The sequence below is a fragment of the Dactylosporangium sucinum genome (assembly GCF_014647515.1).
Classification (GTDB): domain Bacteria; phylum Actinomycetota; class Actinomycetes; order Mycobacteriales; family Micromonosporaceae; genus Dactylosporangium; species Dactylosporangium sucinum.
In genome coordinates, this window is the sequence record NZ_BMPI01000023.1 from 24,593 (window position 1) to 48,262 (window position 23,670).

Consider the following 23,670-nt stretch of genomic DNA (forward strand, 5'->3'; position numbering starts at 1 on the left):
GTGATCTCATCGATCCTTCCGGTCGGACCTTGCTGTTGCTACCAGCTTCGCCCGCTACGACCGTCTCGCAGGTACTTTTCATCTTATGCGCGGATTTGCCGCGTGCGGGGTGAGCGTCCGGGTGATCCGAGCCGGTCCACGATCGAGGTCCCGAAAGTGTGCCAGGTGGGCGCGGCGCGGGCCGGCGGCGCCGGTGGATCGCGCATTGTCGGCGGTACCACCGGATCCACCGTCTGAAGGAGCACGCCGTGTCCCGCTCTCGCCGCCCCCGCCCGCCCGTTCTCGCCGCCGTCGCGTTCGCCGCGCTCGGGCTTGCCGCCTGTGACAAGCTGCCCGGCGCGTCCACCGAGTCGTCCACGCCCGCCGCTGCCCCGGCGTCGTCCGCGGCTGCTCCCGCGGCGTCTTCCGCGGCGTCGGGGAAGGCCTCGGCCAAGCCGTCCGGATCGGTGCAGGCCGCCGGGCTGCCCGACATCTGCACGCTGCTGACGAAGGCCGAGGTCGGCAGCCTCACCGGTGAGCAGGTCACCCTCATGACCGACGAAGGGGGCAACTCGCCGAACGCGCGGTACTGCCAGTGGCAGCTCAGCCAGGGCCAGCTCACCGTCACCGTGAACGTCGAGGACCGGGACAACTTCGAGATCCAGCACAAGGACGCCAAGAAGGTCGTCGGGCTCGGCGACTCGGCGTACTCGCTGAGCGGGCACCTCTACGTGTGGGAGGACGGGCGGGACGTCGACGTCTACGTGTCGTCGGAGTCCAGCGACGCGGCCAACCTCAACGTCGCCCGCCAGACGGCGCAGAAGGTGCTGCCCCGCCTCGCCGCGAAGAAGTAGCCGACGCCACCACGGCCTCGGCGACACCCGTTGCCGGGGCCGGGTTCCGGCCACGCGGGGCTGCCGGTCGGGCGGGGCTGACGAGCTGCACGCGGATTGCACGCGGGGTCACGCAGGCTCGCCCGCATGAGACGAATACTGACCGTGGCCGTCATGGCCATGCTCTCCGGAATAGCGCTGGCGGCACCCGCGGAGGCGGCGTCGATCTGCAGCCAGCCCGATCCGCCGCCGAGCTGCGAGGCGCCCGACCCCGACCCCGAGACCGGCGACAGCACCCCGCGCGGCGGGTTCGAGTCGGTGACGTTCACCGGCAACGGCGTGCGGGTGGTCGGCTGGGCGTTCGACTTCGACGAGCCCGGCGCGCTGCAGGTGCACGTGTACGTCGACGGTGCGTTCAAGGGCGCGCTGTCGGCCGGGGTCTACCGCCCCGACATCACGCGGACGCATTCGTACGTCGGCCCCTACCACGGCTACGACGGCGTGGTGCCGGCCCCGCACGGCGCGCACACCGTCTGCGTCTACGCGATCAACGTCGTGCCGCCGAACGCGTCCCCGCTGCCGAACCGCGAGCTGGGCTGCAAGCCGTACAACGCGCCCGCGATCAGCAACATCCAGTCGTACTACAGCGGCCAGTGGCTGCTCGCGTTCGACGACAACGTGCTCGGCGAGTCCGGCTTCCAGGTCACCTGGCAGTACTACACCTGGTACACGCTCCCCGGCGGCACCCGGATCGCCACCCCCCGCACGTACACGTACAAGGCGCCGGCCCACGAGGGCATGGGCCGGGTCACGGTCGCCGACTTCCGGCCCGCGAACTCGTACCGGGTCACCGTGACGGCCCCGGGATTCGGCAGCGCGAGCGCCGACCTGTAGGACCATGTCCCGGTACCACGACTCGGTCCTGGGACGGCCGCTCCGGCCGAGTGCACGCGAACTGCACGCGCCCCCCGCGACGCTGGCAGGCATGAGACGAACTCTGACGGGCGTCGCCCTGGCGGCGCTGCTCATCGCGCCCGCCGCGGCGGCGCCGGCACAGCATCGGCGGGCCGTCGCCGAGAACCAGGAGACCGAGGGCCCGCGGGAGCCTCCGGTACGGGGGTTCGCCGCCGACCGGCGCATCATCGTGTACTCCACGACCAGCTGACCAAGCGCCGGTCCGGCCCGGCGCGATACCCCCGAAGCGCCGGAGGAGCGGCGCGTCAACGGCGCTCCTCCGGCCGCGGTGGTGCTCAGCCCTGCGGGTTGAACGGGATGCCGGCGGGCTTGGACGCGGTGAGTAGCGACTCGAACCGGCCGTTGCTGATCTTGATAGTGGCCGAGCCGAAGTCGGCCGTCATCAGCCGGTCGCGCAGCGCCGCGGTGGGCCAGCCGTTCCAGTCCACCAGCGGCGGGTAGCGCCAGTTGTGGTAGTGGTTCTCCGGCGGCTCGTCGTTGGCGTTGGCGAGCCGGAAGAAGTGGGTCGACGCGCCGTCCTTGTGGTAGACGGTCTTGGGGTGGGTCCCGTCGAAGCGGACCTGCGAGCGCGGGTACGTCACCTGGCTGCTGTGCTGCGTGGTGGTCACGTACTCGACCTGGTTGCTCGCCTGGTTCACCCAGGAGATGACGTGCTCCCAGTCGTGCCGGTGGCCGCCGAGGCTGATGCCGGGCAGCGCCTGGTCCTTCTCGAAGTAGCTGGCGTAGACGATCGCGCACCAGCCGTTGTTGCACTTCGACCGGGCATACGTCTGCGACCGGTCCAGATCCGACTGGTCCCGGCAGTTGCCGTTGAGGGCGCCGGTGGGGTTGAGGCCCCCGTTGAGCGTGCCGGTGGGGCTGATGGCCGCGACGGCGTAGCAGCCGTCGGTGTCGTAGTCGTACGCGGGCGAGAACGACTGCTCGTACCCGCCCGCGTTCTGCGGCAGATTGGGCAGCGACTCGGCGTAGGCCGCCGTCGCGGGCAGCAGGACCCCGACCGCGGCCAGCACGGCCACGACGCATGCCGCGGCCCGGCGCCGTCCGGCGAGAACTGACACGTGTTCCAACGCTTACCTCTCGTTGATCGAGACTCGTGGTCTCGACAACTATCGATGAATAAGAGCGTGCACGCGACCGGCAAGGCGTGAACATCCCGTGGCCGCCTGACGAAACCGCGACCACTGAAGCCCATCAATGTTAGCGCTAACAGGATAGGTTCAGGCAGTTGTTATCACTGTTGACCACCAGCCGAGTGAGCGTTAACAATGAGCCGGTACACCCCTGAGGAAGGACAACCTTCAGTGGCCAATCGACGTCAGTTCCTGCAGGCCTCCGCGCTCGGTGCCGCCGCCGGCGCGGGCCTGCTCGCACCCGACTCCGCCTTCGCGGCGCCCGCCGGCGCCCTCCCCGCCGCCACCACCGTTCCGCCGCAGCCCGGGCCGGGCGGCACCGCGCCCGTCCGCCCGTTCCAGCTCGGCGAGGTCCGGCTCGGCGGCGGGCTGTTCCAGGAGAAGCGCGACCGCACCAAGGCGTTCCTGCGCGCCTACGACGAGCGCCGGTTCCTGGTGCTGTTCAACAACCAGGCCGGCCGGCCGAACCCCGCGGGCGTCTCGGTGCCGGGCGGCTGGGAGGACGGTGGGCTGCTCAGCGGCCACTGGGCCGGGCACTACCTGACGTCTCTCGCCCAGGCGTACGCCGACCAGGGCGAGGCCGTCTACAAGAACAAGCTCGACTGGATGGTGACCGAGCTCGCTGCGTGCCAGGCGGCCATCACCGCCCGGCTGGGCACCGGCGGCGGGGGCGAAGAGCCGCCGGCGCCGCAGATCGACCGGGTGCAGGGCCGGTTCGGCAACGCGCTCAAGCTCAACGGGACGAGCAAGGCGCAGTACTGCACCCTGCCCCAGGAGGCCATCAACCAGCTCACCGACTTCACGATCGCGACCTGGATCAACCTCGCCTCCACGGCGACCTGGACGCGGCTGTTCGACTTCGGCCAGAGCACCACCGTCAACATGTTCCTGACCCCCCGGGCCGGCGTGACCGGCAGCGTGCCGCGCTTCGCCATCACCGTCGGCGGGTCCGGGCAGGAGCAGCGGATCAACGGCACCACCGCGCTGCCGACCAACCAGTGGGTGCACATCGCCGTGACGCTGTCGGGTCAGACCGGCACGCTCTACGTCAACGCGCAGCCGGTCGGCACCAACACGAGCATGACGCTCAACCCGTCCAACCTCGGCAACCCCGGCAACCGGTGGATCGGGCGGTCGGCCTACGGCGACCCGTTCCTCGACGCCACCGTCGACGAGTTCCACATCTTCGACCGGGCGCTGAGCCAGACCGAGCTGCTGTCCATGCTGGACTCCGCGGCCGGGAGCACCGGCGGGGGCAACATCGCGTGGTACAAGTTCGACGAGGCCGGCGGCACCGCGCTCAAGGACGCCTCGCCCAACGGCCGCGACGCCGGCATCGTGGCCGCCTCCACGGCCGGGGCCGCGGACTGGATCCCGACGTTCCCGGGCTACCTCGGCGCGATCCCGGAGGACGCCGTGCTGCGCCTCGGCCCGCCCCGCTGGGCCGTCTACGGCGGCAACGCCCAGACGAACACGTGGGCGCCCTGGTACACCCAGCACAAGATCATGCGTGGCCTGCTGGACGCGTACTACCACACCGGCAACGCCCAGGCCCTCGAGGTCGTCACCAAGATGGCCGACTGGGCGCACCTGGCGCTCACCATCGGCGACAAGAACCACCCCGACTACCCGGGCCCGCTGACCCGCGACGACCTCAACTACATGTGGGACCTGTACATCGGGGGCGAGTTCGGCGGCGCCAACGAGGTCTTCCCGGAGATCTACCAGCTCACCGGCGACGCGAAGCACCTGGAGACCGCCAAGTGCTTCGACAACCGCGAGTCGCTCTTCGGCGCCTGCGTCGAGGACCGCGACATCCTCGTCGTCACGCCGCAGAACCGGCCGGGCCGCCGCCGCGCCGAGCGCCTGCACGCCAACACGCACGTGCCGCAGTTCATCGGCTACCTGCGCGTCTTCGAGCAGGGCGGGGGACAGGAGTACTTCGCCGCCGCGAAGAACTTCTACGGCATGATCGTGCCGCACCGCATGTTCGCCCACGGCGGCACCGGCGGCAACTACCCCGGCTCGAACAACAACCTCGAGCTGTTCCAGAACCGCGACAACATCGCCAACTCGGTGGCGACCAGCGGCGCGGAGACGTGCACCACCTACAACGTCATGAAGCTGGCGCGCAACCTCTTCCTGCACGAGCACGACCCGGCGTACATGGACTACTACGAGCGCGGCCTGGTCAACATGATCCCCGGGTCGCGGGCCGACACCAGCTCCACCGGCGACCCGCAGGTGACCTACTTCCAGCCGGTGGCGTCCGGCACCCAGCGCAGCTACGGCAACACGGGCACCTGCTGCGGCGGCACCGGCCTGGAGAACCACACCAAGTACCAGGAGACCATCTACCTCAAGTCCGACGACGGCAGCGCGCTGTGGGTCAACCTCTACCTGCCGTCGACGCTGACGTGGGCCGAGAAGGGCTTCACCGTCACGCAGGCGACCGCGTTCCCGCGGGAGGACCGCACGACGCTGACCGTCAACGGCAGCGGGCCGCTCGACCTGAAGCTGCGGGTGCCGGGCTGGGCGCGGCGGGGCTTCACCGTCACCGTCAACGGCGTCGCCCAGAACCTGAACGCGCAGCCGGGCACGTACGTGACGCTGAGCCGCACCTGGAACACCGGCGACGTGGTCGAGATCCGGATGCCGTTCAGCATCCGCGTCGAGCGGGCCGTCGACCGGCCCGACACGCAGGCGCTCTTCTGGGGGCCGGTGCTGCTGCAGATCCTCGGCAACCCGGGCAGCGGGGCGTGGCGGGAGCTGTCGCTGTACCGGCACCTCAAGCGCGACGGCGACTACTCCCGCGCGGCGGTGACGGCGGGCGCGGTGACGGCGGCCGGGGACCCGACGTTCACCGCGGGCGGGTTCTCGCTGCGGCCGTACCACATCAGCGACACCCAGGCCGCGTCGTCGTACTTCCGCCGGGTCGAGCCGACGATCGTCTTCGGCTCGATCGACTCGGGCGTGCCGAACCGCAAGCGCAACGACGGCCTGCCGAGGTACGACGTGCCCGTCTCCGGCGTCACGTCCCCCGGCACCGACGGCCCGACGTTCCTGGACCTGCTCTGGGACCAGGCGCCGTTCGCGAGCCACGCGCAGTTCGTCGCCGCGGTCACCAGCCTCGCGAACGCGTTCGTCGCCGCGGGCGTGTTCACCGCGGCCGAGAAGGACACGGTGGTGGCCAAGGCCGTCTCGGCCAACCAGGAGCTGTCCACCGGACCGGTCCTGGAGGTCGAGGCCGAGGCGAGCACCCGGCGCATCGGCACGACGATGTACGTCGCGGTCACCGCCCGCAACGCCGACAGCGTGCCGCTCACGCTGGAGCTCATCACGGCGTACGGCTCGCGCACCGTCGCCGACGTGGCCCCCGGCAAGTCGGCCTACCAGTCCTTCAACTCCCGCGCCGCGTCGATCCCGGCCGGCACCGCGACGGTCAAGGCAACGGGCGTGGTCGACGGCCAGACCGTGACCGCGCAGTTCGAGGTCGCCTACAGCTGAACCTTTCACGGCGCGGTGCGCCGGCACCTGGGTGGTCGAAGCGCTTCCTTGACACGGGTCCCGAGGGTCCCAAGCATGGGAGCGCTTCCATCCACCGTCTCCGATTGGACCGCCATGCAGATCGGAACTGCCCGCCGCACGGCCGTGGTCGCGGCGGCGTTGCTCCTCGGCGGAGCCGGGGCCGCCGTCGGGCTCGCGGCGCCCGGTGCGGCCGCCGACCCGCCCGCCACCGTCGTCACCGTCAACGCCAAGGCGGGGCTCGCGACGGTGCCCGACACCGCGTTGGGCGTCAACCACGCCATCTGGGACACCGAGCTCGGCACCACCGCCGTCTCCGGCCTCCTGCAGAGCGCGGGCGTCCAGATGATGCGCTACCCCGGCGGCTCGTACGCCGACATCTACCACTGGCAGACCCACACCGCCCCCGGCGGCTACGTCGCCCCGAACACCGACTTCGACACGTTCATGGCCGGCGTCAGAAGAGCCGGCGCCCAGCCGATGATCATCGCCAACTACGGCACGGGCACCGCGCAGGAGGCGGCCGACTGGGTGCGGTACGCCAACGTCACCAAGGGCTACGGCGCCAAGTACTGGACGATCGGCAACGAGAACTACGGCAACGGCCACTACGGCACCGCCTGGGAGGCCGACAACCGCGCCGACAAGAGCCCCCGCCAGTACGCGGAGGAGGTCGTCGCCTACGCCACCGCGATGAAGGCCGTCGACCCCACCATCAAGGTCGGCGCGGTGCTCACCACGCCCGCCAACTGGCCCGACGGCCTCGTCGGCGGCGGCGACGCCGGCACCTGGAACCAGGTGGTGCTGTCGATCGCCGGGCCGCACATCGACTTCGTGGACCTGCACTGGTACCCGGGCGGGAGCACCGCCGCCGAGTCGCTGGCGAAGACGGCGCAGATCGAGGACATCATGTTCCTCGCGCGGCAGCAGATCCAGCGGTACGGCGGGGCGAACGCCGACCGCATCAAGGTCAGCTTCACCGAACTGAACGTCGGCGTCGGCCAGAACACCCAGCCGGGCGCCCTGTTCCTCGCCGACGCCTACAGCTCGCTGCTGGAGCAGGGCGTCTTCACCGTGCAGTGGTGGAACGTCCACAACGGCATCGGCACCCCCTCCACCGTCGCCGGACAGCCCGACTACAACGACTTCGGCCTGCTCTCCAGCGGCACCTGCACCGCCGACAACAGCGTCTGCGAGCCGCCGCTCAACACGCCGTTCGCGCCGTACCACGCGCTGAAGGTCATGTCGCAGTTCGCGCGCACCGGCGACCAGCTCGTCCGGGCCGGCTCGCCGGACCCGCTCGTCACCGCGCACGCCGCCCGCCGCGCCAACGGTGATCTCACGGTACTGCTGGTGAACAAGGATCCCGACAACGCCCGCCCGGTCACCATCCGCTACTCGGGCTACAGCCCCTCGTCCGCCGCACCCGCCGTCGTGACGTTCAAGAACGGCGACTCGGCGCCGACCAGCGCGACGAGCGGCTCGGCCACCGCGCAGACGCTCCCGCCGTACTCGCTCACCCTGCTGACCCTGCACCCGAACGGGTCGACCGCCGGTGCGCCGGGCGCGCCCGGCAAGCCGACCGTGACCACGGTGACCGACCGCACGGCGACCATCGCCTGGCCGGCGGCCCCGGCGGGCGCCAAGCCGATCGCGAAGTACGAGGTCTACCGGCAGAACGGGACCGTCAGCGAGCAGCTCGGCGAGACCGCCTCGACCTCACTCACGGTGTACAACTTGAATCCCGGCAGCCGCTACACCGTCAACGTCGTCACGCGCGACACCGCCGGCAACGTGTCGTGGTCCTCGCCCCCGCTGACGTTCACCACCGGCGCCCCGGCGACGAGCACCTGCGCCGTGCGGTTCACCGACGCCAACGACTGGGGCAACGGCTACGTCGGCAACATCGACATCCTCAACACCGGCACGTCGGCGATCAACAACTGGACGCTGACGTTTAGCTGGCCCACCGGCTGGCAGAGCCTCAACAGCGGCTGGAACGGCACGTGGACCCAGACCGGCTCGACGATCCGCGTCACGCCGGCCGACTTCAACACCACGATCGCGCCGGGGTCGTCGACGAGCGTCGGCTTCGTCGGCTCGTACAACGGCCCGAACATCCTCCCGGCGGCGTTCACCCTGAACGGCGTCGTCTGCTCCGCGGCCTGACGAACGGACGGCGGGCGGTCCCGGGTCACCGGACCGCCCGCCACCGCGCGGAGGTCGTCGACACCGTCGCTAGGCTCGGCCCTGTGACGATCACGGACGGGGAGCTGGCGGTCGCCGCGGCCCAGGCGGGCGCGGCGGTGGTGCGGGCGCGGTACGGCACGGCGCTGGAGCGGTTCGGCAAGGGCGGCGGGGACTTCGCGACCGCGGCCGACATCGAGGCGGAGCAGGCGATCCACGCCGTGCTGCGCGCGGCCCGGCCCGGCGACGCGTTCGTCGGCGAGGAGACCGGGCAGACCGGGGACGCGCCGCGGACCTGGCTCGTCGACCCGCTCTGCGGGACGCTGAACTTCGCCGCCCGCACGCCGCTCGTGGCGGTCAACGTCGCGCTGCGGACCGCGGCCGGGGTGACGGCCGCGGCCTCCGCCGACCCGTTCGCGGGCGAGGTGTTCTGGACCGACGGCGACGGCGCGTTCCGGCGGCGGGACGGCCGCGACGAGCCGCTGGTGCCGGACGCCGGCTCCGCCCTCGCCGAGCTCGACGTCGACCCGCCGACCCCGAACGGGCCGGCGTTCCTCGCCGAGCGGCTGCTGCTCGAGCCCTCGTTCCGGGCGGCGTTCCGGCCCCGGGTGCTGTCGACCTCGCTGGGCCTGCTGTGGGTGGCGGACGGGCGGCGCGCGGTCTACGTCATCGACCGGGACCTGCGCGACGACGTCCACTTCGCCGCCGGGATCGCGGTGTGCCGGGCCGCCGGCTGCGCGCTGTCCGGGCTGCGCGGCGAACCGGTCGGCGCCGGCGCGCACGGCCTTGTCGCCGCGGCCGACGCGGGCACCCACACCGCGGTGCTCGCGGCCGTGGCCGCCGTCTGGGCCGGGGTCTAGCGGGCCGCCGCGATCAGCAGCTCGACGAGGTCTACGGTGGCCTCGCCGGTCCACACGACCGACGCCAGGGCCAGGGCCGGGATCAGGGCCAGGGCCGCCAGCAGCGCCATCCGGCCGGCGGCCGGGCGGGGGTGCAGCAGCAGGGCCACCCGGCGCGGCACCACGCCGGCCGGGAGGGCCGCGTGCAGGCCGCGCGGCCGGCCGCCGGAGGTCGCCAGCGCGGCCGTGCCGATCGCGTGGGCGACCGTCCGGCGGTTGCCCACGTGCGCGGCGGCGTCCTCGTCGGCGGCCCGCTCCACCAGGTACGCGACGTGGCGGCGGACCCACCACAGCGCCGGGTGGGCGGCGCCGGCCAGGTTGGCCAGCAGGACCAGTCGGTGGTGGCGGCCGGCGAGGTGGGCCCGCTCGTGGGCCAGCAGCGCCTCGAACTGCGGGTCGGTGAGCAGCTCGCGCATGCCGGTCGTGACCACCACGTGGCCGCGCCGCCCGTGGCCGCCGGGGACCGCGAACGCGTCGGCGGTCTCGTCGGGCACCAGGACCAGCGGGCGCTGCGCCGGGCCGCCCGCGGCGGCGAGCCGGAGGATCCGCAGATGGCCGCGCCAGCGGCGGCCGGCGGCGGCGGTCACCGCCGCGAGCATGGCCAGGCTCACCCACGGCACCCAGGGCACCGACGCGGTGTCGTGCGCCACCACGGCCGGCGACCAGCCCAGCACGGCGGCAACGGCGGGGACCTCGGCCAGGGCGGCCACGGTGAACAGCGCCAGGTTCGCGGTGCTCGCGGTCGCGGTGACAGCGGCGGACCAGGCGATGACGGCGGCGGCGCGGCCGGGCGGCAGCCGGTCGGCGAGCAGCCGGACGGCCACGACGACCAGTGGCGGTACGACCAGGACCGACCAGACGAAGTGATCGAACATGCCTCTCCGTTCCTGCCTCGCCGGGCCGATACAGTCGGTGCCGTGAGCACATCACACTCCGCCGACGACGACAAGGACGACAAGCCGGTCCGGCGCCGGCCGGGGCAGCTCGAGGCCGAGGTCATGCGGGTGCTCGGCGCCGCGTCTGGGCCGCTGACGCCGGGGGAGGTCCGCGACGTGCTCGACCCGGCGGGCGCCCTGTCGTACAGCACGGTGGTGACCGCGCTCAGCCGCCTGCACGAGAAGGCCGTCGTGACCCGGCACCGCGGCGACGGCCGCGCGTTCCGGTACGGCGCGCTCAGCGACCCCGCCGGCCTGGTCGCCGAGCGGATGCGCCGGCTGCTGGCCCGCGAGCCCGACCGCGCGTCGGTGCTGCGCCGGTTCGTCAGCACCCTCGACGCCGGCGACGAGCAGGTGCTGCGCGACTTGCTCAGCGAACCGGAGTAGCCTGGTTGACTTCTACATGACTGTAGAAGTCGGGAGGTCCGTTGAGCGTGACGCTCGACGACGCGCTGCTCGTCCTGCTCGGACGGGGGCCGTCGAGCGCGTATGAGCTGTGGCACGAGCACGCCCGCGTCCTCGGCACCGCCCGCCGGGTCGACATCGGCCGGGTCATGGCCGCCGTCAGCCGCCTGGAGCGCGGCGGTCTCGTGCGGGTCGAGGCGCCGCAGGAGGTCCGCACCGGCAGCGGCAACCGCCGCCCGTGCGAGCTGACCCCGGCCGGCCGCCGCCGGCAGGCCGCCTGGCTGTGCGCCGTGACCGCGGACACCGACGTCGAGGACATGTATGTGCGGGGCATGCTCGCCGTCGTGTCGGCCGACGACGAGACGTTCGCCGCGTTCGTCGAGCACGCCCTGGCCGCGACCCGGCTGCGCATCAGCCGGCTCAACCGCACGGCCGCCGAGGGGCCGGCCGACCGGGCCGGGGTCGCGTTCGACCAGGAGGTGGCCCGCGCGCTCGCGCTGTGGCTCAACCAGCTCCCGCACCACCGCGCCCCGGCCTCCCGCGCCGAGCACCTCACCGGCTGATTTGCCCCTTGTGACGTGGAACATCATGAGTTCCGCATGAAGTTTGGCTTATGCCGTCGATTGCTCTGTCCGGCTCGTCGGCGCGCCTGCCTATAGTCGGTCCGCTTCCGCGCCCCGCAGCCGACCGACGACAGGTGGAGTAGCCGTGAACCCCGACGAGTCCGGCCGCCGAAACCCCCGCCGGCGCATCGCGCTCCTCGCCGCCGGCGTCTCGGTCGCCGTTCTCCTCGGCGCGGGCGCCGTCGCCTACGCCGTGCGGCCGGGCGGCGGCGATCCGGCGGGTCCGGCCGCCGCCGCGAGTGAGGGCGCGAGCGGCGCCGTCGATCCCGGCGCCGGCCCGGCGAGCCCCGGCCCGTCGGGAGCAGCGGTCACCGGGAACGCCGCGCTCGGGCAGGCCAGCGGGCCGTGCGGGCGGGCCGCCGCCTCGGCGCCGGTCGTCAAGGTCACCGAGGTCAAGGTCGGCGTGACGGTCGCCGGCTACGGCCGCGAAGGTGACACCGACCCGCTGCCGATGGCGATCGCCGCCAGCCCCGAGGGCGGCTCGTGGCTGGCCTGGCTGGGCACCGGCGGCAAGGTGTACCTCGGCCGCCTCGACTGCGCCGACCAGCTCGTCGGCGCCCCGGCCAGCTTCGACGGCATCGACCTGCAGGACGTGTACGCCGACGCGAACGGCGGCGTGATCCTGCTGACCCGCAAGGGCACCTGCAACACCGGGCCGCTGTGCGGCGGCTCGTCGAGCCCGTGCAACACGATGCACCTGATCCGGTTCGACACCGCCGGCAAGCAGGTCTGGGAGCGGCAGGTCACCAACCTCACCGGGGCCCGGGGTGGCTACGACGACGGCGCGCGGTTCGTCTGGTGGTACCAGCACCACGGCCGGATCGCCTCCGACGGCGCCACGTTCGCCGCCTACTTCGGCGTTGCGATCACCGTGCGCAACGGCAACTGCGTCGACATCCACGAGGGCGACCGGATGCAGGTCGTCGGCGCGAACGGCGCCCTGGTGAGCGGCCACCGCGACAGCTTCGAGGTCGGCTGCAGCCACAGCTGGGGCACGCGGATCGTCTGGGATCCGCGGGTGAGCCGCTACGTCATGGTCTGCGCGACCGACAACAACTGCCGCATCGCCCAGCCGCACCCGTACCGCACCGTCGCCGCCGGCGCGTGCGACGGCACCCTGTTCGGCGGCGACCTGGTGCTGGCCAAGGGCCAGGGCTACTGGACCGCGTGGAGCCAGGGCGGCCAGGTGCGCCTCGACCGGTTCACGACCGGCGCGTCCACGTCGACGATCCGCACCGGCGCCGCATCGAGCCATCCACATCTGGTGACATACGGGGCGAACCGGATGCTGCTGTCGTGGGAGTCGGGCTCGCAGCTGGCCGCCCAGGTGTACGACGCGGGCACCGGCGGCACCGTGGGAGCCCGGTTCACGATCGGCGTCCGCGACCACAGCTTCCAGGCGTTCAAGGCGTATCCCGACGGCAGCGCCGCCTACCCGGCCGCCGGCAGCAACGGCACTTCGATCAAGGTCGCTCGGGTCATGCCGATGTCCTGAGTTTCGCCGAACCCGTGCACGGGAACCGATCGGCGGCTACGGGTACCGCTGGATCCGCTACTTCGCGTGAAGCTCGGCCAGGCGGCGCCACAGCGTCCGCTCCTCGTCGGTCGCGGGCCGCGGGACGGTGACCGAGACGACCGCGTACAGGTCGCCGGGGGCGCCGCGCGGGTTCGGCAGACCCTGCCCGGCCAGGCGCAGCCGCCGGCCGGACGAGGTGCCCGGCGGGACCGTGACCCGGACCTGGCCGGCCGGCGTGCCCATCGGCACGCTCGCGCCGAGGGCCGCGTCCCACGGCGCCACCGCGAGGTCCGCCACGAGGTCGCGTCCTTGCACGCGGTAGCGCGGATGCGGCTCGAGGCGCACCACCAGGTACAGATCGCCGGGCGGGGTCCCCGAGGAGCCCTGGCCGGCCAGCCGGATCCGCTGCCCGTCCACCACCCCGGCGGGGATCGTCACGTCGAGGGCGCGCCCCGGCAGCGTGACCCGCCGGCGGCCGCCGCGGAACGCGTCCTCGATGCTCAGGTCGAGCTCGGCCTCGGTGTCGGCGCCCGCCACCGGCCCGCCCCGGCCCGGCCGGTGCCCGCCGAAGAGGCTGGCGAACAGGTCGTCGAGGTCGACGTCGCGGGCGGCGCCGACGTTGCCGGGTCGTGGGGTGCGCATCGCCTCGTCCGTGACGTGTCTCCAGTCGCTGCCGAATTGGTCGTACTTCCGGCGCCGCTCGGGGTCGGACAGGACGTGGTACGCCTCGGTGATCTGCTTGAAGCGATCCTCCGCACCCGGCGAGCGGTCGACGTCGGGGTGGCTGCGGCGGGCGAGCTTGCGGTAAGCGCGCTGGATCTCGTCCTGCGGTGCGTCCCGGTTCACCCCGAGCACGCGGTAGTAGTCGACGGCCGTGTCAGTCGGCGCCATCCGGCCCGCCCGTCTGGTGCTCGCTGCCCATCGGAGGCGGCGCGCTGACCGCCACGACCGCCGGGCGCAGCAGCCGGTCGCCCTTGGCGAAGCCGGGCCGGATGATCCGCGTGACCGTCCCCGGCGGTGCGTCGCTGTCGCGGTCGACCTCGGCCGCCTCGTGCCGCAGCGGGTCGAACGGCTCGCCGGTCGCGTCGATCGGGGTGAAGCCGAGCAGGGACAGCACCCGCCGGGCCTGCTCACGCACCTGCTCGACCCCGGCCACGATCGACTGCGGGTCGGCCTCGGCGTGCTGCAGGGCCAGGTCGAGGTGGTCCAGCACCGGCAGCCACGCGGCGGACACCGCGAGGCGTTCGGAGAGGCGCTGGTCGGCCGCGTTGCGGGCGGCCCACTTGCGGGTGTTCTCGACCTCCGCGAGCGCACGCTGCCACTGGTCGCGCAGTTCGGCGTCCGAGCGTTCGGTGCTGTCCGCGGCGGTCTGGGCCGGGGTCTCGTTCACCTGGCTCATCGACGCTCACCCGGCCCCGGCGAGCAGCTGGCGTGCCTGGTCGGCGTGCTCGGCGTCGACCATGAGCGTGTAGGTGTCGGCCTGGATCGCGCTCGCCGACGTGAAGTCGCGCTGCCCGCCGGTCGCGGCGTGCGCGATCGCGCCGAAGGCCGCGCCCCACGCGAGGCCGGCGACGGCGCCGAGGAGTACGACCTTCCACCAGGCGTCGACCGCGAAGATGCCGAGCAGGAAGCCGATGAGCAACCCGAACCAGAGCCCGCTGCCGGCCCCGGCGAGCGCCGCCTTGCCGACCGTCATCCGGCCCAGCACCCGCTCGACGAGCCGGACGCCGGTGCCGACGATCGTCACCCGGTCGACCGGGAACTTCCGGTCCGACAGGAGGTCGACGGCGCGCTGGGCGCTCAGGTAGTCGGGGTACGTCGCGACCGCCACCATCGGACGGTTCTCGGTCCCGCTGCCGGCCATCGGCATCTGTGGCCGGCCGGTGCCTGGGAAGGGCATGGACGTGCGGATGTCGCCCCGGTTGCTCATGGCGACAACCTCCTCTCGCATGACGGGTCCCCCTCACCTGCCAGCGTTCGCCGGTCCGGGGGAGTGGTGCCCATCCGCCGGGGGTGAGTCTGCGCCGGCAGCGGCCGCGACCCGGCGGACGGCGGCCGTGACGATCACCGCCCGGCCCGCGACCGCCGCCGTCCGCCCGGCGCCGGCAGGTTCCCGGCGGTCACGGGATCGTGCCCGCGAGCTCCCGGGGCATGCTGCCCCGCAGGTCGTCCCACTCGCCCTCGGCGCCGAACCGCTTCAGCGCGGTCAGCACCGTCGACACGAGCGGCTCCAGGCCGCCGTCGACGTTGAACGGGAACTCCCGCCGGACCCGTTCGAAGAACTCGTCGCGGTGCATCTTCACCGGCACGTGGCTCGGCTCCCAGCCCTCGTAGTACAGGCCCCGCACCAGCATCGGCAGGCACGCGGCGAACTTCGCCGACTCCGCCACCGGCAGCCGGTCGCGCAGCGCGTGCAGCGTCGCCCGCAGCGCCGCGAACGACTGGTTGCGCCGTGAGCGCGGCCAGCCGTACGCCTGCTCGATCTCGTTGAGCAGATGGTTCGTCTTGTCCACTGTGGAATCGAACGTGTGGTAGCCGGTTCCCGACATCATCATCCCCCCTCCTGCTGCGTCGCCCCCGGGCTACCCGCGCCCGGGCGGTTCACACCCGTTGCAGGGGAGGGCCGGGGCGGCCCGGCGGCCGACGATGGAGGCGGTCACCCGACGAGCACGGAAGGAACCGAGCGCCATGACCCTCGCACCGTTCTCCGCCCGTCAGCGCGGCGGGCAACTGGCCAGAGGCCGCGGGTACGGCTGGGACCCGGCCCGCGAGATCGACGAGCTCATCCGCTCCTTCTTCGGCGGCGGCACGGCCGTCGGCGACCCGGCCGCCATCGCGGCGGCGCTGCGCCCACCGGTCGACATCGAGGAGACCGAGCAGGCGTACATCGTGGACGTCGACCTGCCCAACGTGTCCCCCGAGCGGATCGAGCTGGAGATGCGCGGCGAGGAGCTGCGGATCTCCGGCCGCTTCGAGGAGCGCAGCCGCAGCGGCGTGATGCGCCGCCAGAACCGGCAGGCCGGCGAGTTCGAGTACCTCGTGGACCTGCCCGGCGACATCGACACGGACAAGGTCGACGCGTCGTACGACAACGGCGTCCTCACCGTCACGATCGCCAAGACGCGCGGCACCCAGCCGCGCCGGATCGAGATCGAGCGAGGCCGCAAGCAGGGCGGCAACAAGCAGGGCGGTAAGCAGGGCGGCTGACCGCCCGCCGTCCGTGTCCGGCGGCCCGGGCCGCCGGACACCTCATCGCGTCGCCCGTCGCGCTCCGGAGGGTGCTTCATGGACTTCAACCGGCTCACCGAACGGTCCCAGCAGGCCGTCCACGACGCGCAGACCAAGGCCGTCCGGTTCGGGCACACCGACGTCGACGGCGAGCACCTCCTGCTCGCGCTGCTCGATCAGCCCGAGGGTGTCGTACCGCGGCTGCTGGAGGTCCTCGGCGCCGACAGCGAGCGGCTCCGTGAGCGCGACGAGGCGGAGCTGCAACGCCGGCCCTCGGTGTCCGGCCCCGGTGCCCCGCCCGGCCAGGTGATGATCACCCAGCGGCTGGCCCGGCTGCTCGACGCCGCCGACCGGGAGGCGCGGCGGCTCAAGGACGAGTATGTGTCGGTCGAGCACCTGCTCCTCGCGCTCGTCGACGAGGGCGCGCAGACCGCCGCCGGGCGGATGCTGCGCGACACCGGCGTCACCCGCGAGCATCTGCTCGGCGCACTCACCGGGATCCGCGGCGCGCAGCGGGTCACCTCCGCCAACCCGGAGGCGTCCTACGAGGCCCTCGCCAAGTACGGCCGGGACCTCGTCGCCGACGCCCGGGCCGGGCGGCTCGACCCGGTCATCGGCCGCGACGAGGAGATCCGCCGCGTCGTGCAGATCGTGTCGCGCAAGACGAAGAACAACCCGGTGCTCATCGGCGACCCCGGCGTCGGCAAGACCGCGATCGTCGAGGGCCTCGCGCAGCGCATCGTCGACGAGGACGTGCCCGAGGGGCTGCGCGACAAGAGCATCTTCGCGCTCGACATCGGCTCGCTCGTCGCCGGCGCCAAGTACCGCGGCGAGTTCGAGGAGCGCCTCAAGGCCGTCCTCGCCGAGGTCACCGCCGCCGCGGGGAACATCATGCTGTTCGTCGACGAGCTGCACACCGTCGTCGGGGCCGGCGCCGCCGAGGGCGCGCTCGACGCCGGGAACATGCTCAAGCCGATGCTCGCCCGCGGTGAGCTGCGGATGATCGGCGCGACCACGCTCGCGGAGTACCGGCAGCGCATCGAGCCCGACGCCGCCTTCGAGCGGCGCGTCCAGCCGATCCTCGTGGAGGAGCCGTCGCCGGAGGACGCCGTCACCATCCTGCGCGGCCTGCGGGAACGGTTCGAGGTGTTCCACGGCGTGCGGATCCAGGACGGGGCGCTCATCGCGGCGGTGCGGCTCTCCCATCGGTACATCCCGGACCGCTTCCTCCCCGACAAGGCGATCGACCTCGTGGACGAGGCCTGCGCAATGCTGCGCACCGAGATCGACTCGCAGCCGGCCGAGCTGGACGAGGCCACCCGCCACCTGATGCGCCTGGAGATGGAGCAGGCCGCGCTCGCCCAGGAGGAGGATCCGGCCAGCCTGGCCCGCGGTGACCAGATCCAGCGCGAGATCGTCGACCGGCGGGCCCAGGTCGACGCGATGCGCGCGCAGTGGAACGCCGAGCGCCAGGCGATCCGCAAGGTCCAGGAGCTGCGCGAGGAGATCGAGCGGGTGCGCCGCGAGGCCGACGCCGCCGAGCGCGCCTACGACCTCGACCGCGCGGCCCGGCTGCGCCTCGGCGAGCTGCCCTCGCTCGAGCGCAAGCTCGGCGTCGAGGAGGAGCGCCTCACCGCGAAGCAGGGCAGCCATCGCCTGCTGCGCGAGGTGGTGACGCCCGACGAGATCGCGCAGGTGGTGTCCCGCTGGACGCACATCCCGACCACCCGGCTGCTGGAGGGGGAGCGGGAGAAGCTGCTGCGGCTCGACGAGATCCTGCACGAGCGGGTCGTCGGCCAGGACGAGGCGGTCCAGGCCGTCGCCGACGCGATCGTCCGGGCCCGCTCCGGCATCCGCGACCCGCGCCGCCCGATCGGCTCGTTCCTGTTCCTCGGCCCGACCGGCGTCGGCAAGACCGAGCTGGCCAAGGCCCTGGCCGGGGCGCTGTTCGACACCGACCAGAGCATCGTCCGCCTCGACATGAGCGAGTACCAGGAGCGCCACACGGTGTCGCGGCTGGTCGGCGCCCCGCCCGGCTATGTCGGCTACGAGGAGGGCGGCCAGCTGACCGAGGCGGTGCGCCGCAAGCCGTACTCGGTCGTGCTGCTCGACGAGGTCGAGAAGGCCCACCCGGACGTCTTCAACATCCTGCTCCAGGTCCTCGACGACGGCCGCCTGACCGACTCGCAGGGCCGCACGGTGGACTTCCGCAACACCGTCATCATCATGACGAGCAACCTCGGCTCGCAGTACCTCCTGGAAGGCCTGACCGACGAGACCCGCGCGCAGGTGCTGTCCGCCCTGCGCACGGCCTTCCGCCCGGAGTTCCTGAACCGCATCGACGAGACGGTCCTGTTCAAGGCGCTCACGCTGCCCGAGATCGAGCAGGTGGTCGACCTGCTGCTGGACGACCTCCGGTCGCGCCTCACCACGGAGCGCGGCATCGAGCTGCGGGTGACCGAACCGGCCCGCCGGCACATCGCGTCGGAGGGCTTCGACCCGGTGCTGGGCGCCCGCCCGCTGCGCCGCTTCATCCAGCGCCGCGTGGAGACCCCGATCGCCCGCATCCTGCTGCGCGACGAGCCGGCGGACGGCGCGGTCATCACGACCGACCTGGCCGCCGACGGCCTGGCCATCACGTGGCACCCGGCCGAGGCCCCGGTCGCCTGACCGTCTCGGCGCCCGCCGCCGGCCGCGGTCCCGGGAGGCGGGCCGGTCGAAACCCGGGTGAGCCGGCGGCGTGGGGCGTGTGAGACTGGCGCGTGCCCACGACTGCCGAGCTGCTGCACCGCGGACCTACCTCGACGACGCCGAGCTCGACCGGGCCCGCCGCGTCGGGCACACGGTGTGGAGCCAGCTGAAACCGATCGTGCTCAACCACCCGGCCACGCTCTTCGTCCTGATCCACTTCAGCCTGCGCCACTCCGACCGGGACGTCGTGCGGTTCTTCCGCGAGCAGGAGGGGCTCGGCGTGCCGCTGGACAACGTCGTGCTGTGGGCGACCGAGGAGAGCCACCTGCCCGAGCAGCACACCAGCAGCCGGCCGGCACGCTGAGCGCGGTGCCGAAACTTTCACGGCTGTACCGTAAATTCGACCTCGCCAATCGCCTGAGGTCAGACGGAAGTCCCTGCTCAGCGCGCCATCCTCGTTCCGGAAACGTTTGACGCGTCCGTGCCGCCGAACGACACTGCCGTCATCGACGACTGTCGACCCGACTGCAGGAGAGGACGCGCATGAACGACGTGCCCGCACACCCCACCGGCCGCCGGCGCCGCCGCGCAACGCTGTTCGCCGGCGCCGCGTGCGCCGTCGCGGTCGCCGTGGCCTCGGTCGCGCTGACCGGCACAGCACACGCCGAGGCCGACCGCACCGTCACGGCGAACACGACCGGCACCCACAACGGGTACTTCTTCTCGTACTGGAAGGACAGCGGCAATGTCACCATGACGCTGGGCGCCGGTGGCTCGTACAGCGTCCAGTGGAGCAACATGAACAACACCGTCGTCGGCAAGGGCTGGAAGCCCGGCTCCAGCCACACCGTGAACTACTCCGGCACGTTCAACGTCAACGGCAACGGCTACCTGGCGCTGTACGGCTGGACCACGAACCCGCTCATCGAGTACTACGTGGTCGAGAACTTCGGCAGCTACAACCCGAGCACCGGCGCCCAGCGGCTGGGTTCGGTCACGACCGACGGCAGCACGTACGACATCTACCGCACCCAGCGGGTCAACCAGCCGTCCATCATCGGCACCGCCACGTTCTACCAGTACTGGAGCGTGCGGCAGCAGAAGCGGACCGGCGGCACCATCACCACCGCGAACCACTTCAACGCATGGGCGAGCCTCGGGCTGAACCTCGGCACGCACGACTACCAGATCCTCGCCACCGAGGGCTACCAGAGCAGCGGCAGCTCCAGCATCACCGTCAGCGAAGGCCCGGCCGGCCCCACGACGTCGTCGCCGCGGCCGAGTTCGCCGGGCGTGTCGAGCCCGCCGCCGGGCGGCGGCACCGCGGCGTGCCAGGTGACCAACGCGCTGAACGCCTGGAACAACGGCCTCACCGACAACATCACCATCACGAACACGGGCACCAGCCCCATCAACGGCTGGTCCCTGCGGTTCAACCTCGCGTCCGGGCAGACGATCACGTCCGGCTGGAGCGCCTCGTACTCGCCGAGCAGCGGTCAGGTGACCGCGACCAACGTGAGCTACAACGGCGCGATCCCACCGGGCGGCTCGACGACGATCGGCTTCCAGGCCACCCACACCGGCAACGCCGCCGCGCCGAGCGGGTTCACCCTCAACGGCGCCACCTGCCGCTGACCATGTCCCTGCGCGCCGGGCCCGGGGGAGTCCCCGGACCCGGCGTGTGCATCTCCAGCATCAGGCGCAGGCCGCCCTCGGCGACCTGCGCACCTTCGCCGCCGCCGCCGGGCCGTATCCGCCCCCGCTGACACTCGGACACGACGCCGCGGCGACCGCCGGCGCCGAGGTGGCCGCGCTGGCCGCGCTGGCCGCGCTGGCCATGCCGGCCGGCGCCGCCGCCATCCCGAAGCCGATCACGACCGTCATGGCGACGGTCAATGCCTGCTCATCGATGTCTCCCCGAGGTTCGTTCGCTGGATGGGACCACCATGCGCGATCATGGATGCGCAAACGTTGAAGAAACCTTGAATCGGCGGCCCCAGCCCGGAGAAGGACGGTCGAGGCGACGTTGGAATTCCGGCTGCTCGGAACCGTCGAGGCCGTCCGCGGTGGCGCGCCCGTCGCCCTCGGCCCCGCCCGGCAGCGCAGCGTGCTGGCGGCGCTGCTGGCCGACACCGGCCGGGTGGTGCGCACCGGCGACCTCGTCGAGCGGGTGTGGGGCAACGCCCGGCCGCGGCGGGCGGTGCCGACCCTCTACAGCTACCTGTCCCGGCTGCGAGCCGCGCTCGACGGCGGCCCGGCGCCGATCCGGCGGGCCGGCGGGTACCTGCTGGCGGCCGAGCCGGCCACGGTCGACCTGCACCGCTTCCGCGACCTGTGCGTGCGGGCCCGGGCCGCTGACGGCGACCGGGCCGCGGCGGCGCTGTTCGACGAGGCGCTCGGACTGTGGCGGGGCACCGCGTTCGCCGACCTCGACACGCCGTACTTCAACCTGCTGCGGGCGACCGCCGATCGGGAACGGCTGGCCGCCGAGGCGGACCGTGACGACCTCCGGCTGCGCCTCGGCCGGGCGGGCGAGGCGCTGGCCGGGCTGTTCGCGCGGGCCGAGGCGCACCCGCTCGACGAACGCACCGCCGGGCAGCTCATGCTCGCCCTGTACCGCGTCGGTCGCGCCGCCGACGCCCTCGCCCACTACCGGCTGGCCCGGGCGCGGCTGCGCGACGAACTGGGCAGCGACCCCGGCGAGGCGCTGCGGCGACTGCACGAGCAGGTGCTGGCGGGCGCGGTCCCCCCGGTCGTCGTGCCGCCCGTCAGCGCGTCGGCGGGCAACCCGCCACGGCAGCTGCCGGCACCGCCCGCGGTGTTCGTCGGGCGGGCCGGGGAACTGGCCCAGCTGGACCGGATCGCCACCGCGGACACGATGGGGATCGCGGCCATCGGCGGTACCGGCGGCATCGGCAAGACCTGCCTGGCCCTGCACTGGGCGCACCGCAACGCCGAGCGGTTCCCCGACGGGCAGCTCTACGCCGACCTGCGCGGCTTCGATCCGACCGGTGAGCCGGTCCCGGCGACCGTCGCCCTGCGCGGCTTCCTGGAGGCACTGGGCGTCGCACCCGGCGAGGTTCCCGACGACCTGGACACCCGGGCGGCGCTGTACCGCAGCCTCCTCTCCGGCCGCAGGATGCTCGTGCTCCTCGACAACGCGCGCAGCACCGCCCAGGTGGAACCGCTGCTGCCCGGCAGCCCGGCCTGCATGGTCCTGGTCACCGGGCGCCAGCAGCTGGCCGGGCTGGTCACCGCCGCGGGCGCCCGGCCACTGACGCTCGACGCGCTGCCCGGCGCCGAAGGGCGGGAGCTGCTCATGCACCACGTCGGCCGGGGCCGGGCGGCGCGCGAGCCCGAGGCCGCCGCCGCGCTCGTCGCCCACTGCGCCGGGCTGCCCCTCGCCACGAGCATCGTCGCGGCCCGGGCCCGTATCCAGTCGACGCTGCCACTGGCGGCGCTCGCGGAGGAGCTCGGCGACCGGGCGGCGCGGCTCGACGCCCTCGACGCCGACGACCTCGGTGCCGACCTGCGAGCGGTCTTCGCCGTGTCCTACCAGGCCCTGGAGCCCGCCCTCGCGCGGACCTTCGGGCTGCTGGGCGACGCGCCCGGGCCCGACATCGGGCTCCCGGCCGCGGCGGCGCTGACCGGGCAGCCGGCCGGACCGACCCGGGCGGCGCTGCGCCGGCTCACCGCCGCCCACCTCCTCCAGGAGCATGCCCCCGGCCGGTACCGCATGCACGACCTCGTGCACCTCTACGCCGCCGAGTGCTGCGCCCGGGACCAGCCGCCCGACGCGGTCGCCGCGGCCCGGGAGCGCCTCACCGCCTGGTACGCCGACACCGCCGTGGCCGCCGACCGCGCCCTGGCCCCGCACCGCACCCCACTCGACGGCGCCCCCGTCACCCGCGCCTTCTCCGCCGCCGACGCCATGGACTGGTTCGCCGCCGAGCACGAGTGTCTCGCCGCGGCCCAGCGGGCGGCGGCCGAGCACGGTTCCCGGGCCGCGGTGTGGCGCCTCGCCTGGGCGCTCGACACCTTCCAGTGGCGCTGCGGCCGGCTCGCCGAGCGGGTCGCGGCGCTGCGAGCCGCGCTCCCGGCCGCCACCGGCGACCCGGCCGCGGCGGCGCTGTGCCACCGGCTGCTGGGCCGCGCACACGTCCCGCTCGGCGAGCACAACCTCGCCCTGCACCACCTGGAGCGGGCGGCGGCGGGCTTCGCAGCGACCGGCGACGCCGACGGCCGGGCCCAGACACACCTCAACCTGGCCCTGGCCTGGGAGCGGGCCGGCGACGACGGGGAGGCGTTGCACCACGCCCGGGAGAACCTGCGGATCCGCGCCGGGCTCGGCAGCCCGGCTCGCGAGGCCGAGGCGCTCAACGCGGCCGGCTGGTATCACGCCCGTGTCGGGGACTTCGAGCCCGCCCGGGAGTACTGCCGGCGGGCACTGTCGGTGAGCCGGGCCCACGGGTTCCGGGAGATCGAGGCGTACACCAGGGACAGCCTGGGGTACATCGCCCACCGCGGCGGCCGGCCCGCCGAGGCCCTCGGGCACTACCGGGTCGCGCTGGACCTGCGCCGGGCGCTCGGCGACACCTATGAGGAGGCCGACACGCTCACGCACCTCGCCGACGTTCTCGTGGCCCTCGGCCGCGACGCCGAAGCGACGTCGGCCCGGCGCGCGGCGCTCGCGTTGTACGAGCGCCAGGGCCGTACCCGCGAGGCGGCCGCCCTCAGATAGCGC

At 73.2% G+C, this 23,670-nt stretch carries 21 protein-coding genes; 15 read left to right on the top strand and 6 right to left on the bottom strand.

From position 1 onward, the window contains the following. Positions 1–248 precede the first annotated feature (248 nt). The 3 genes from IEZ31_RS23345 to IEZ31_RS23355 all read left to right on the top strand — a co-directional run bounded on the left by IEZ31_RS23345 (position 249) and on the right by IEZ31_RS23355 (position 1,977). Positions 249–833 (top strand): hypothetical protein, encoded by a 585-nt coding sequence (locus IEZ31_RS23345; protein WP_190252079.1) that lies wholly within the window; start codon positions 249–251, stop codon positions 831–833. A 126-nt stretch (positions 834–959) separates the two neighbouring features. Next, the gene (locus tag IEZ31_RS23350; protein ID WP_190252080.1) at positions 960–1,706 is read left to right on the top strand and encodes a hypothetical protein; all 747 of its coding nucleotides are present in this window, start codon (positions 960–962) and stop codon (positions 1,704–1,706) included. Positions 1,707–1,797: 91 nt separating this feature from the next. Then, a complete protein-coding gene (locus IEZ31_RS23355) occupies positions 1,798–1,977 on the top strand; it encodes a hypothetical protein (RefSeq protein ID WP_190252081.1) in 180 nt (59 codons plus the stop codon). Between the two features lie 85 nt (positions 1,978–2,062). Here IEZ31_RS23355 and IEZ31_RS23360 read toward each other — a convergent pair whose 3' ends face one another. Beyond that, positions 2,063–2,845, bottom strand: coding sequence for an NPP1 family protein (locus IEZ31_RS23360; protein ID WP_229835768.1), 783 nt, complete (start codon positions 2,843–2,845; stop codon positions 2,063–2,065). Between the two features lie 243 nt (positions 2,846–3,088). Between IEZ31_RS23360 and IEZ31_RS23365 the strand changes: the two genes are divergently transcribed. From IEZ31_RS23365 to IEZ31_RS23375, 3 genes are all read left to right on the top strand, one after another. After that, positions 3,089–6,424 carry a beta-L-arabinofuranosidase domain-containing protein gene (locus IEZ31_RS23365; RefSeq protein WP_229835769.1) on the top strand — a complete coding sequence of 1,112 codons (3,336 nt, stop codon included), beginning with the start codon at positions 3,089–3,091 and terminating at the stop codon, positions 6,422–6,424. Between the two features lie 75 nt (positions 6,425–6,499). Then, entirely contained in the window at positions 6,500–8,611 is a 2,112-nt protein-coding gene (locus tag IEZ31_RS23370) for a cellulose binding domain-containing protein (protein ID WP_229835770.1), read from the top strand. Positions 8,612–8,694: 83 nt separating this feature from the next. Then, complete coding sequence (locus IEZ31_RS23375) at positions 8,695–9,489, top strand: inositol monophosphatase family protein (protein WP_190252084.1); 795 nt, start codon at positions 8,695–8,697, stop codon at positions 9,487–9,489. On the opposite strand, the gene IEZ31_RS23380 is transcribed toward IEZ31_RS23375, so the two are convergent. Further along, positions 9,486–10,403, bottom strand: a complete 918-nt coding sequence (locus IEZ31_RS23380) for a M56 family metallopeptidase (protein WP_190252085.1) — start codon at positions 10,401–10,403, stop codon at positions 9,486–9,488. The genes IEZ31_RS23375 and IEZ31_RS23380 overlap by 4 nt on opposite strands. Before the next feature lie 42 nt (positions 10,404–10,445). Between IEZ31_RS23380 and IEZ31_RS23385 the strand changes: the two genes are divergently transcribed. The 3 genes from IEZ31_RS23385 to IEZ31_RS23395 all read left to right on the top strand — a co-directional run bounded on the left by IEZ31_RS23385 (position 10,446) and on the right by IEZ31_RS23395 (position 12,986). Then, a complete protein-coding gene (locus IEZ31_RS23385; protein ID WP_229835771.1) occupies positions 10,446–10,850 on the top strand; it encodes a BlaI/MecI/CopY family transcriptional regulator in 405 nt (134 codons plus the stop codon). Positions 10,851–10,897: 47 nt separating this feature from the next. Then, a complete protein-coding gene (locus IEZ31_RS23390; RefSeq protein ID WP_190252086.1) occupies positions 10,898–11,431 on the top strand; it encodes a PadR family transcriptional regulator in 534 nt (177 codons plus the stop codon). A 145-nt stretch (positions 11,432–11,576) separates the two neighbouring features. Next, positions 11,577–12,986 carry a hypothetical protein gene (locus IEZ31_RS23395; RefSeq protein ID WP_190252087.1) on the top strand — a complete coding sequence of 470 codons (1,410 nt, stop codon included), beginning with the start codon at positions 11,577–11,579 and terminating at the stop codon, positions 12,984–12,986. 57 nt (positions 12,987–13,043) lie between these two features. Here IEZ31_RS23395 and IEZ31_RS23400 read toward each other — a convergent pair whose 3' ends face one another. From IEZ31_RS23400 to IEZ31_RS23415, 4 genes are all read right to left on the bottom strand, one after another. Continuing rightward, a complete protein-coding gene (locus IEZ31_RS23400) occupies positions 13,044–13,898 on the bottom strand; it encodes a DnaJ C-terminal domain-containing protein (protein WP_190252088.1) in 855 nt (284 codons plus the stop codon). Then, positions 13,885–14,406, bottom strand: a complete 522-nt coding sequence (locus tag IEZ31_RS23405; RefSeq protein WP_190252089.1) for a nucleotide exchange factor GrpE — start codon at positions 14,404–14,406, stop codon at positions 13,885–13,887. The genes IEZ31_RS23400 and IEZ31_RS23405 overlap by 14 nt, the downstream gene beginning before the upstream one ends. Before the next feature lie 6 nt (positions 14,407–14,412). Next, complete coding sequence (locus IEZ31_RS23410; RefSeq protein WP_229835784.1) at positions 14,413–14,877, bottom strand: YflT domain-containing protein; 465 nt, start codon at positions 14,875–14,877, stop codon at positions 14,413–14,415. Positions 14,878–15,127: 250 nt separating this feature from the next. Continuing rightward, positions 15,128–15,562: a DUF2267 domain-containing protein gene (locus tag IEZ31_RS23415; protein WP_229835772.1), complete on the bottom strand. Its 435-nt coding sequence runs from the start codon at positions 15,560–15,562 to the stop codon at positions 15,128–15,130. 133 nt (positions 15,563–15,695) lie between these two features. On the opposite strand from IEZ31_RS23415, the gene IEZ31_RS23420 reads away from it, so the two are divergent. From IEZ31_RS23420 to IEZ31_RS23445, 6 genes are all read left to right on the top strand, one after another. Next, entirely contained in the window at positions 15,696–16,214 is a 519-nt protein-coding gene (locus tag IEZ31_RS23420; protein ID WP_190252090.1) for an Hsp20/alpha crystallin family protein, read from the top strand. A 78-nt stretch (positions 16,215–16,292) separates the two neighbouring features. Further along, positions 16,293–18,905, top strand: a complete 2,613-nt coding sequence (gene clpB / locus IEZ31_RS23425) for an ATP-dependent chaperone ClpB (protein ID WP_190252091.1) — start codon at positions 16,293–16,295, stop codon at positions 18,903–18,905. A 79-nt stretch (positions 18,906–18,984) separates the two neighbouring features. Continuing rightward, positions 18,985–19,290 carry a hypothetical protein gene (locus tag IEZ31_RS23430; protein WP_190252092.1) on the top strand — a complete coding sequence of 102 codons (306 nt, stop codon included), beginning with the start codon at positions 18,985–18,987 and terminating at the stop codon, positions 19,288–19,290. Between the two features lie 179 nt (positions 19,291–19,469). Then, positions 19,470–20,561 carry a glycoside hydrolase family 11 protein gene (locus tag IEZ31_RS23435; RefSeq protein WP_190252093.1) on the top strand — a complete coding sequence of 364 codons (1,092 nt, stop codon included), beginning with the start codon at positions 19,470–19,472 and terminating at the stop codon, positions 20,559–20,561. A gap of 46 nt (positions 20,562–20,607) precedes the next feature. Next, complete coding sequence (locus IEZ31_RS23440) at positions 20,608–20,901, top strand: hypothetical protein (RefSeq protein ID WP_190252094.1); 294 nt, start codon at positions 20,608–20,610, stop codon at positions 20,899–20,901. A 51-nt stretch (positions 20,902–20,952) separates the two neighbouring features. Continuing rightward, positions 20,953–23,667, top strand: coding sequence for an AfsR/SARP family transcriptional regulator (locus IEZ31_RS23445; protein ID WP_190252095.1), 2,715 nt, complete (start codon positions 20,953–20,955; stop codon positions 23,665–23,667). The last annotated feature ends 3 nt before the right edge of the window (positions 23,668–23,670 follow it).

What these genes read in the sequence shown, in the direction of transcription:
- IEZ31_RS23435 (WP_190252093.1), top strand. Translation starts at nt 19,470, where the DNA reads ATGAACGACGTGCCCGCACACCCCACCGGCCGCCGGCGCCGCCGCGCA.
- IEZ31_RS23355 (WP_190252081.1), top strand. Translation starts at nt 1,798, where the DNA reads ATGAGACGAACTCTGACGGGCGTCGCCCTGGCGGCGCTGCTCATCGCG.
- IEZ31_RS23420 (WP_190252090.1), top strand. Translation starts at nt 15,696, where the DNA reads ATGACCCTCGCACCGTTCTCCGCCCGTCAGCGCGGCGGGCAACTGGCC.
- IEZ31_RS23350 (WP_190252080.1), top strand. Translation starts at nt 960, where the DNA reads ATGAGACGAATACTGACCGTGGCCGTCATGGCCATGCTCTCCGGAATA.
- clpB (WP_190252091.1), top strand. Translation starts at nt 16,293, where the DNA reads ATGGACTTCAACCGGCTCACCGAACGGTCCCAGCAGGCCGTCCACGAC.
- IEZ31_RS23415 (WP_229835772.1), bottom strand. Translation starts at nt 15,562, where the DNA reads ATGATGATGTCGGGAACCGGCTACCACACGTTCGATTCCACAGTGGAC.
- IEZ31_RS23370 (WP_229835770.1), top strand. Translation starts at nt 6,500, where the DNA reads ATGGGAGCGCTTCCATCCACCGTCTCCGATTGGACCGCCATGCAGATC.
- IEZ31_RS23380 (WP_190252085.1), bottom strand. Translation starts at nt 10,403, where the DNA reads ATGTTCGATCACTTCGTCTGGTCGGTCCTGGTCGTACCGCCACTGGTC.
- IEZ31_RS23410 (WP_229835784.1), bottom strand. Translation starts at nt 14,877, where the DNA reads ATGCCGATGGCCGGCAGCGGGACCGAGAACCGTCCGATGGTGGCGGTC.
- IEZ31_RS23400 (WP_190252088.1), bottom strand. Translation starts at nt 13,898, where the DNA reads ATGGCGCCGACTGACACGGCCGTCGACTACTACCGCGTGCTCGGGGTG.
- IEZ31_RS23405 (WP_190252089.1), bottom strand. Translation starts at nt 14,406, where the DNA reads ATGAGCCAGGTGAACGAGACCCCGGCCCAGACCGCCGCGGACAGCACC.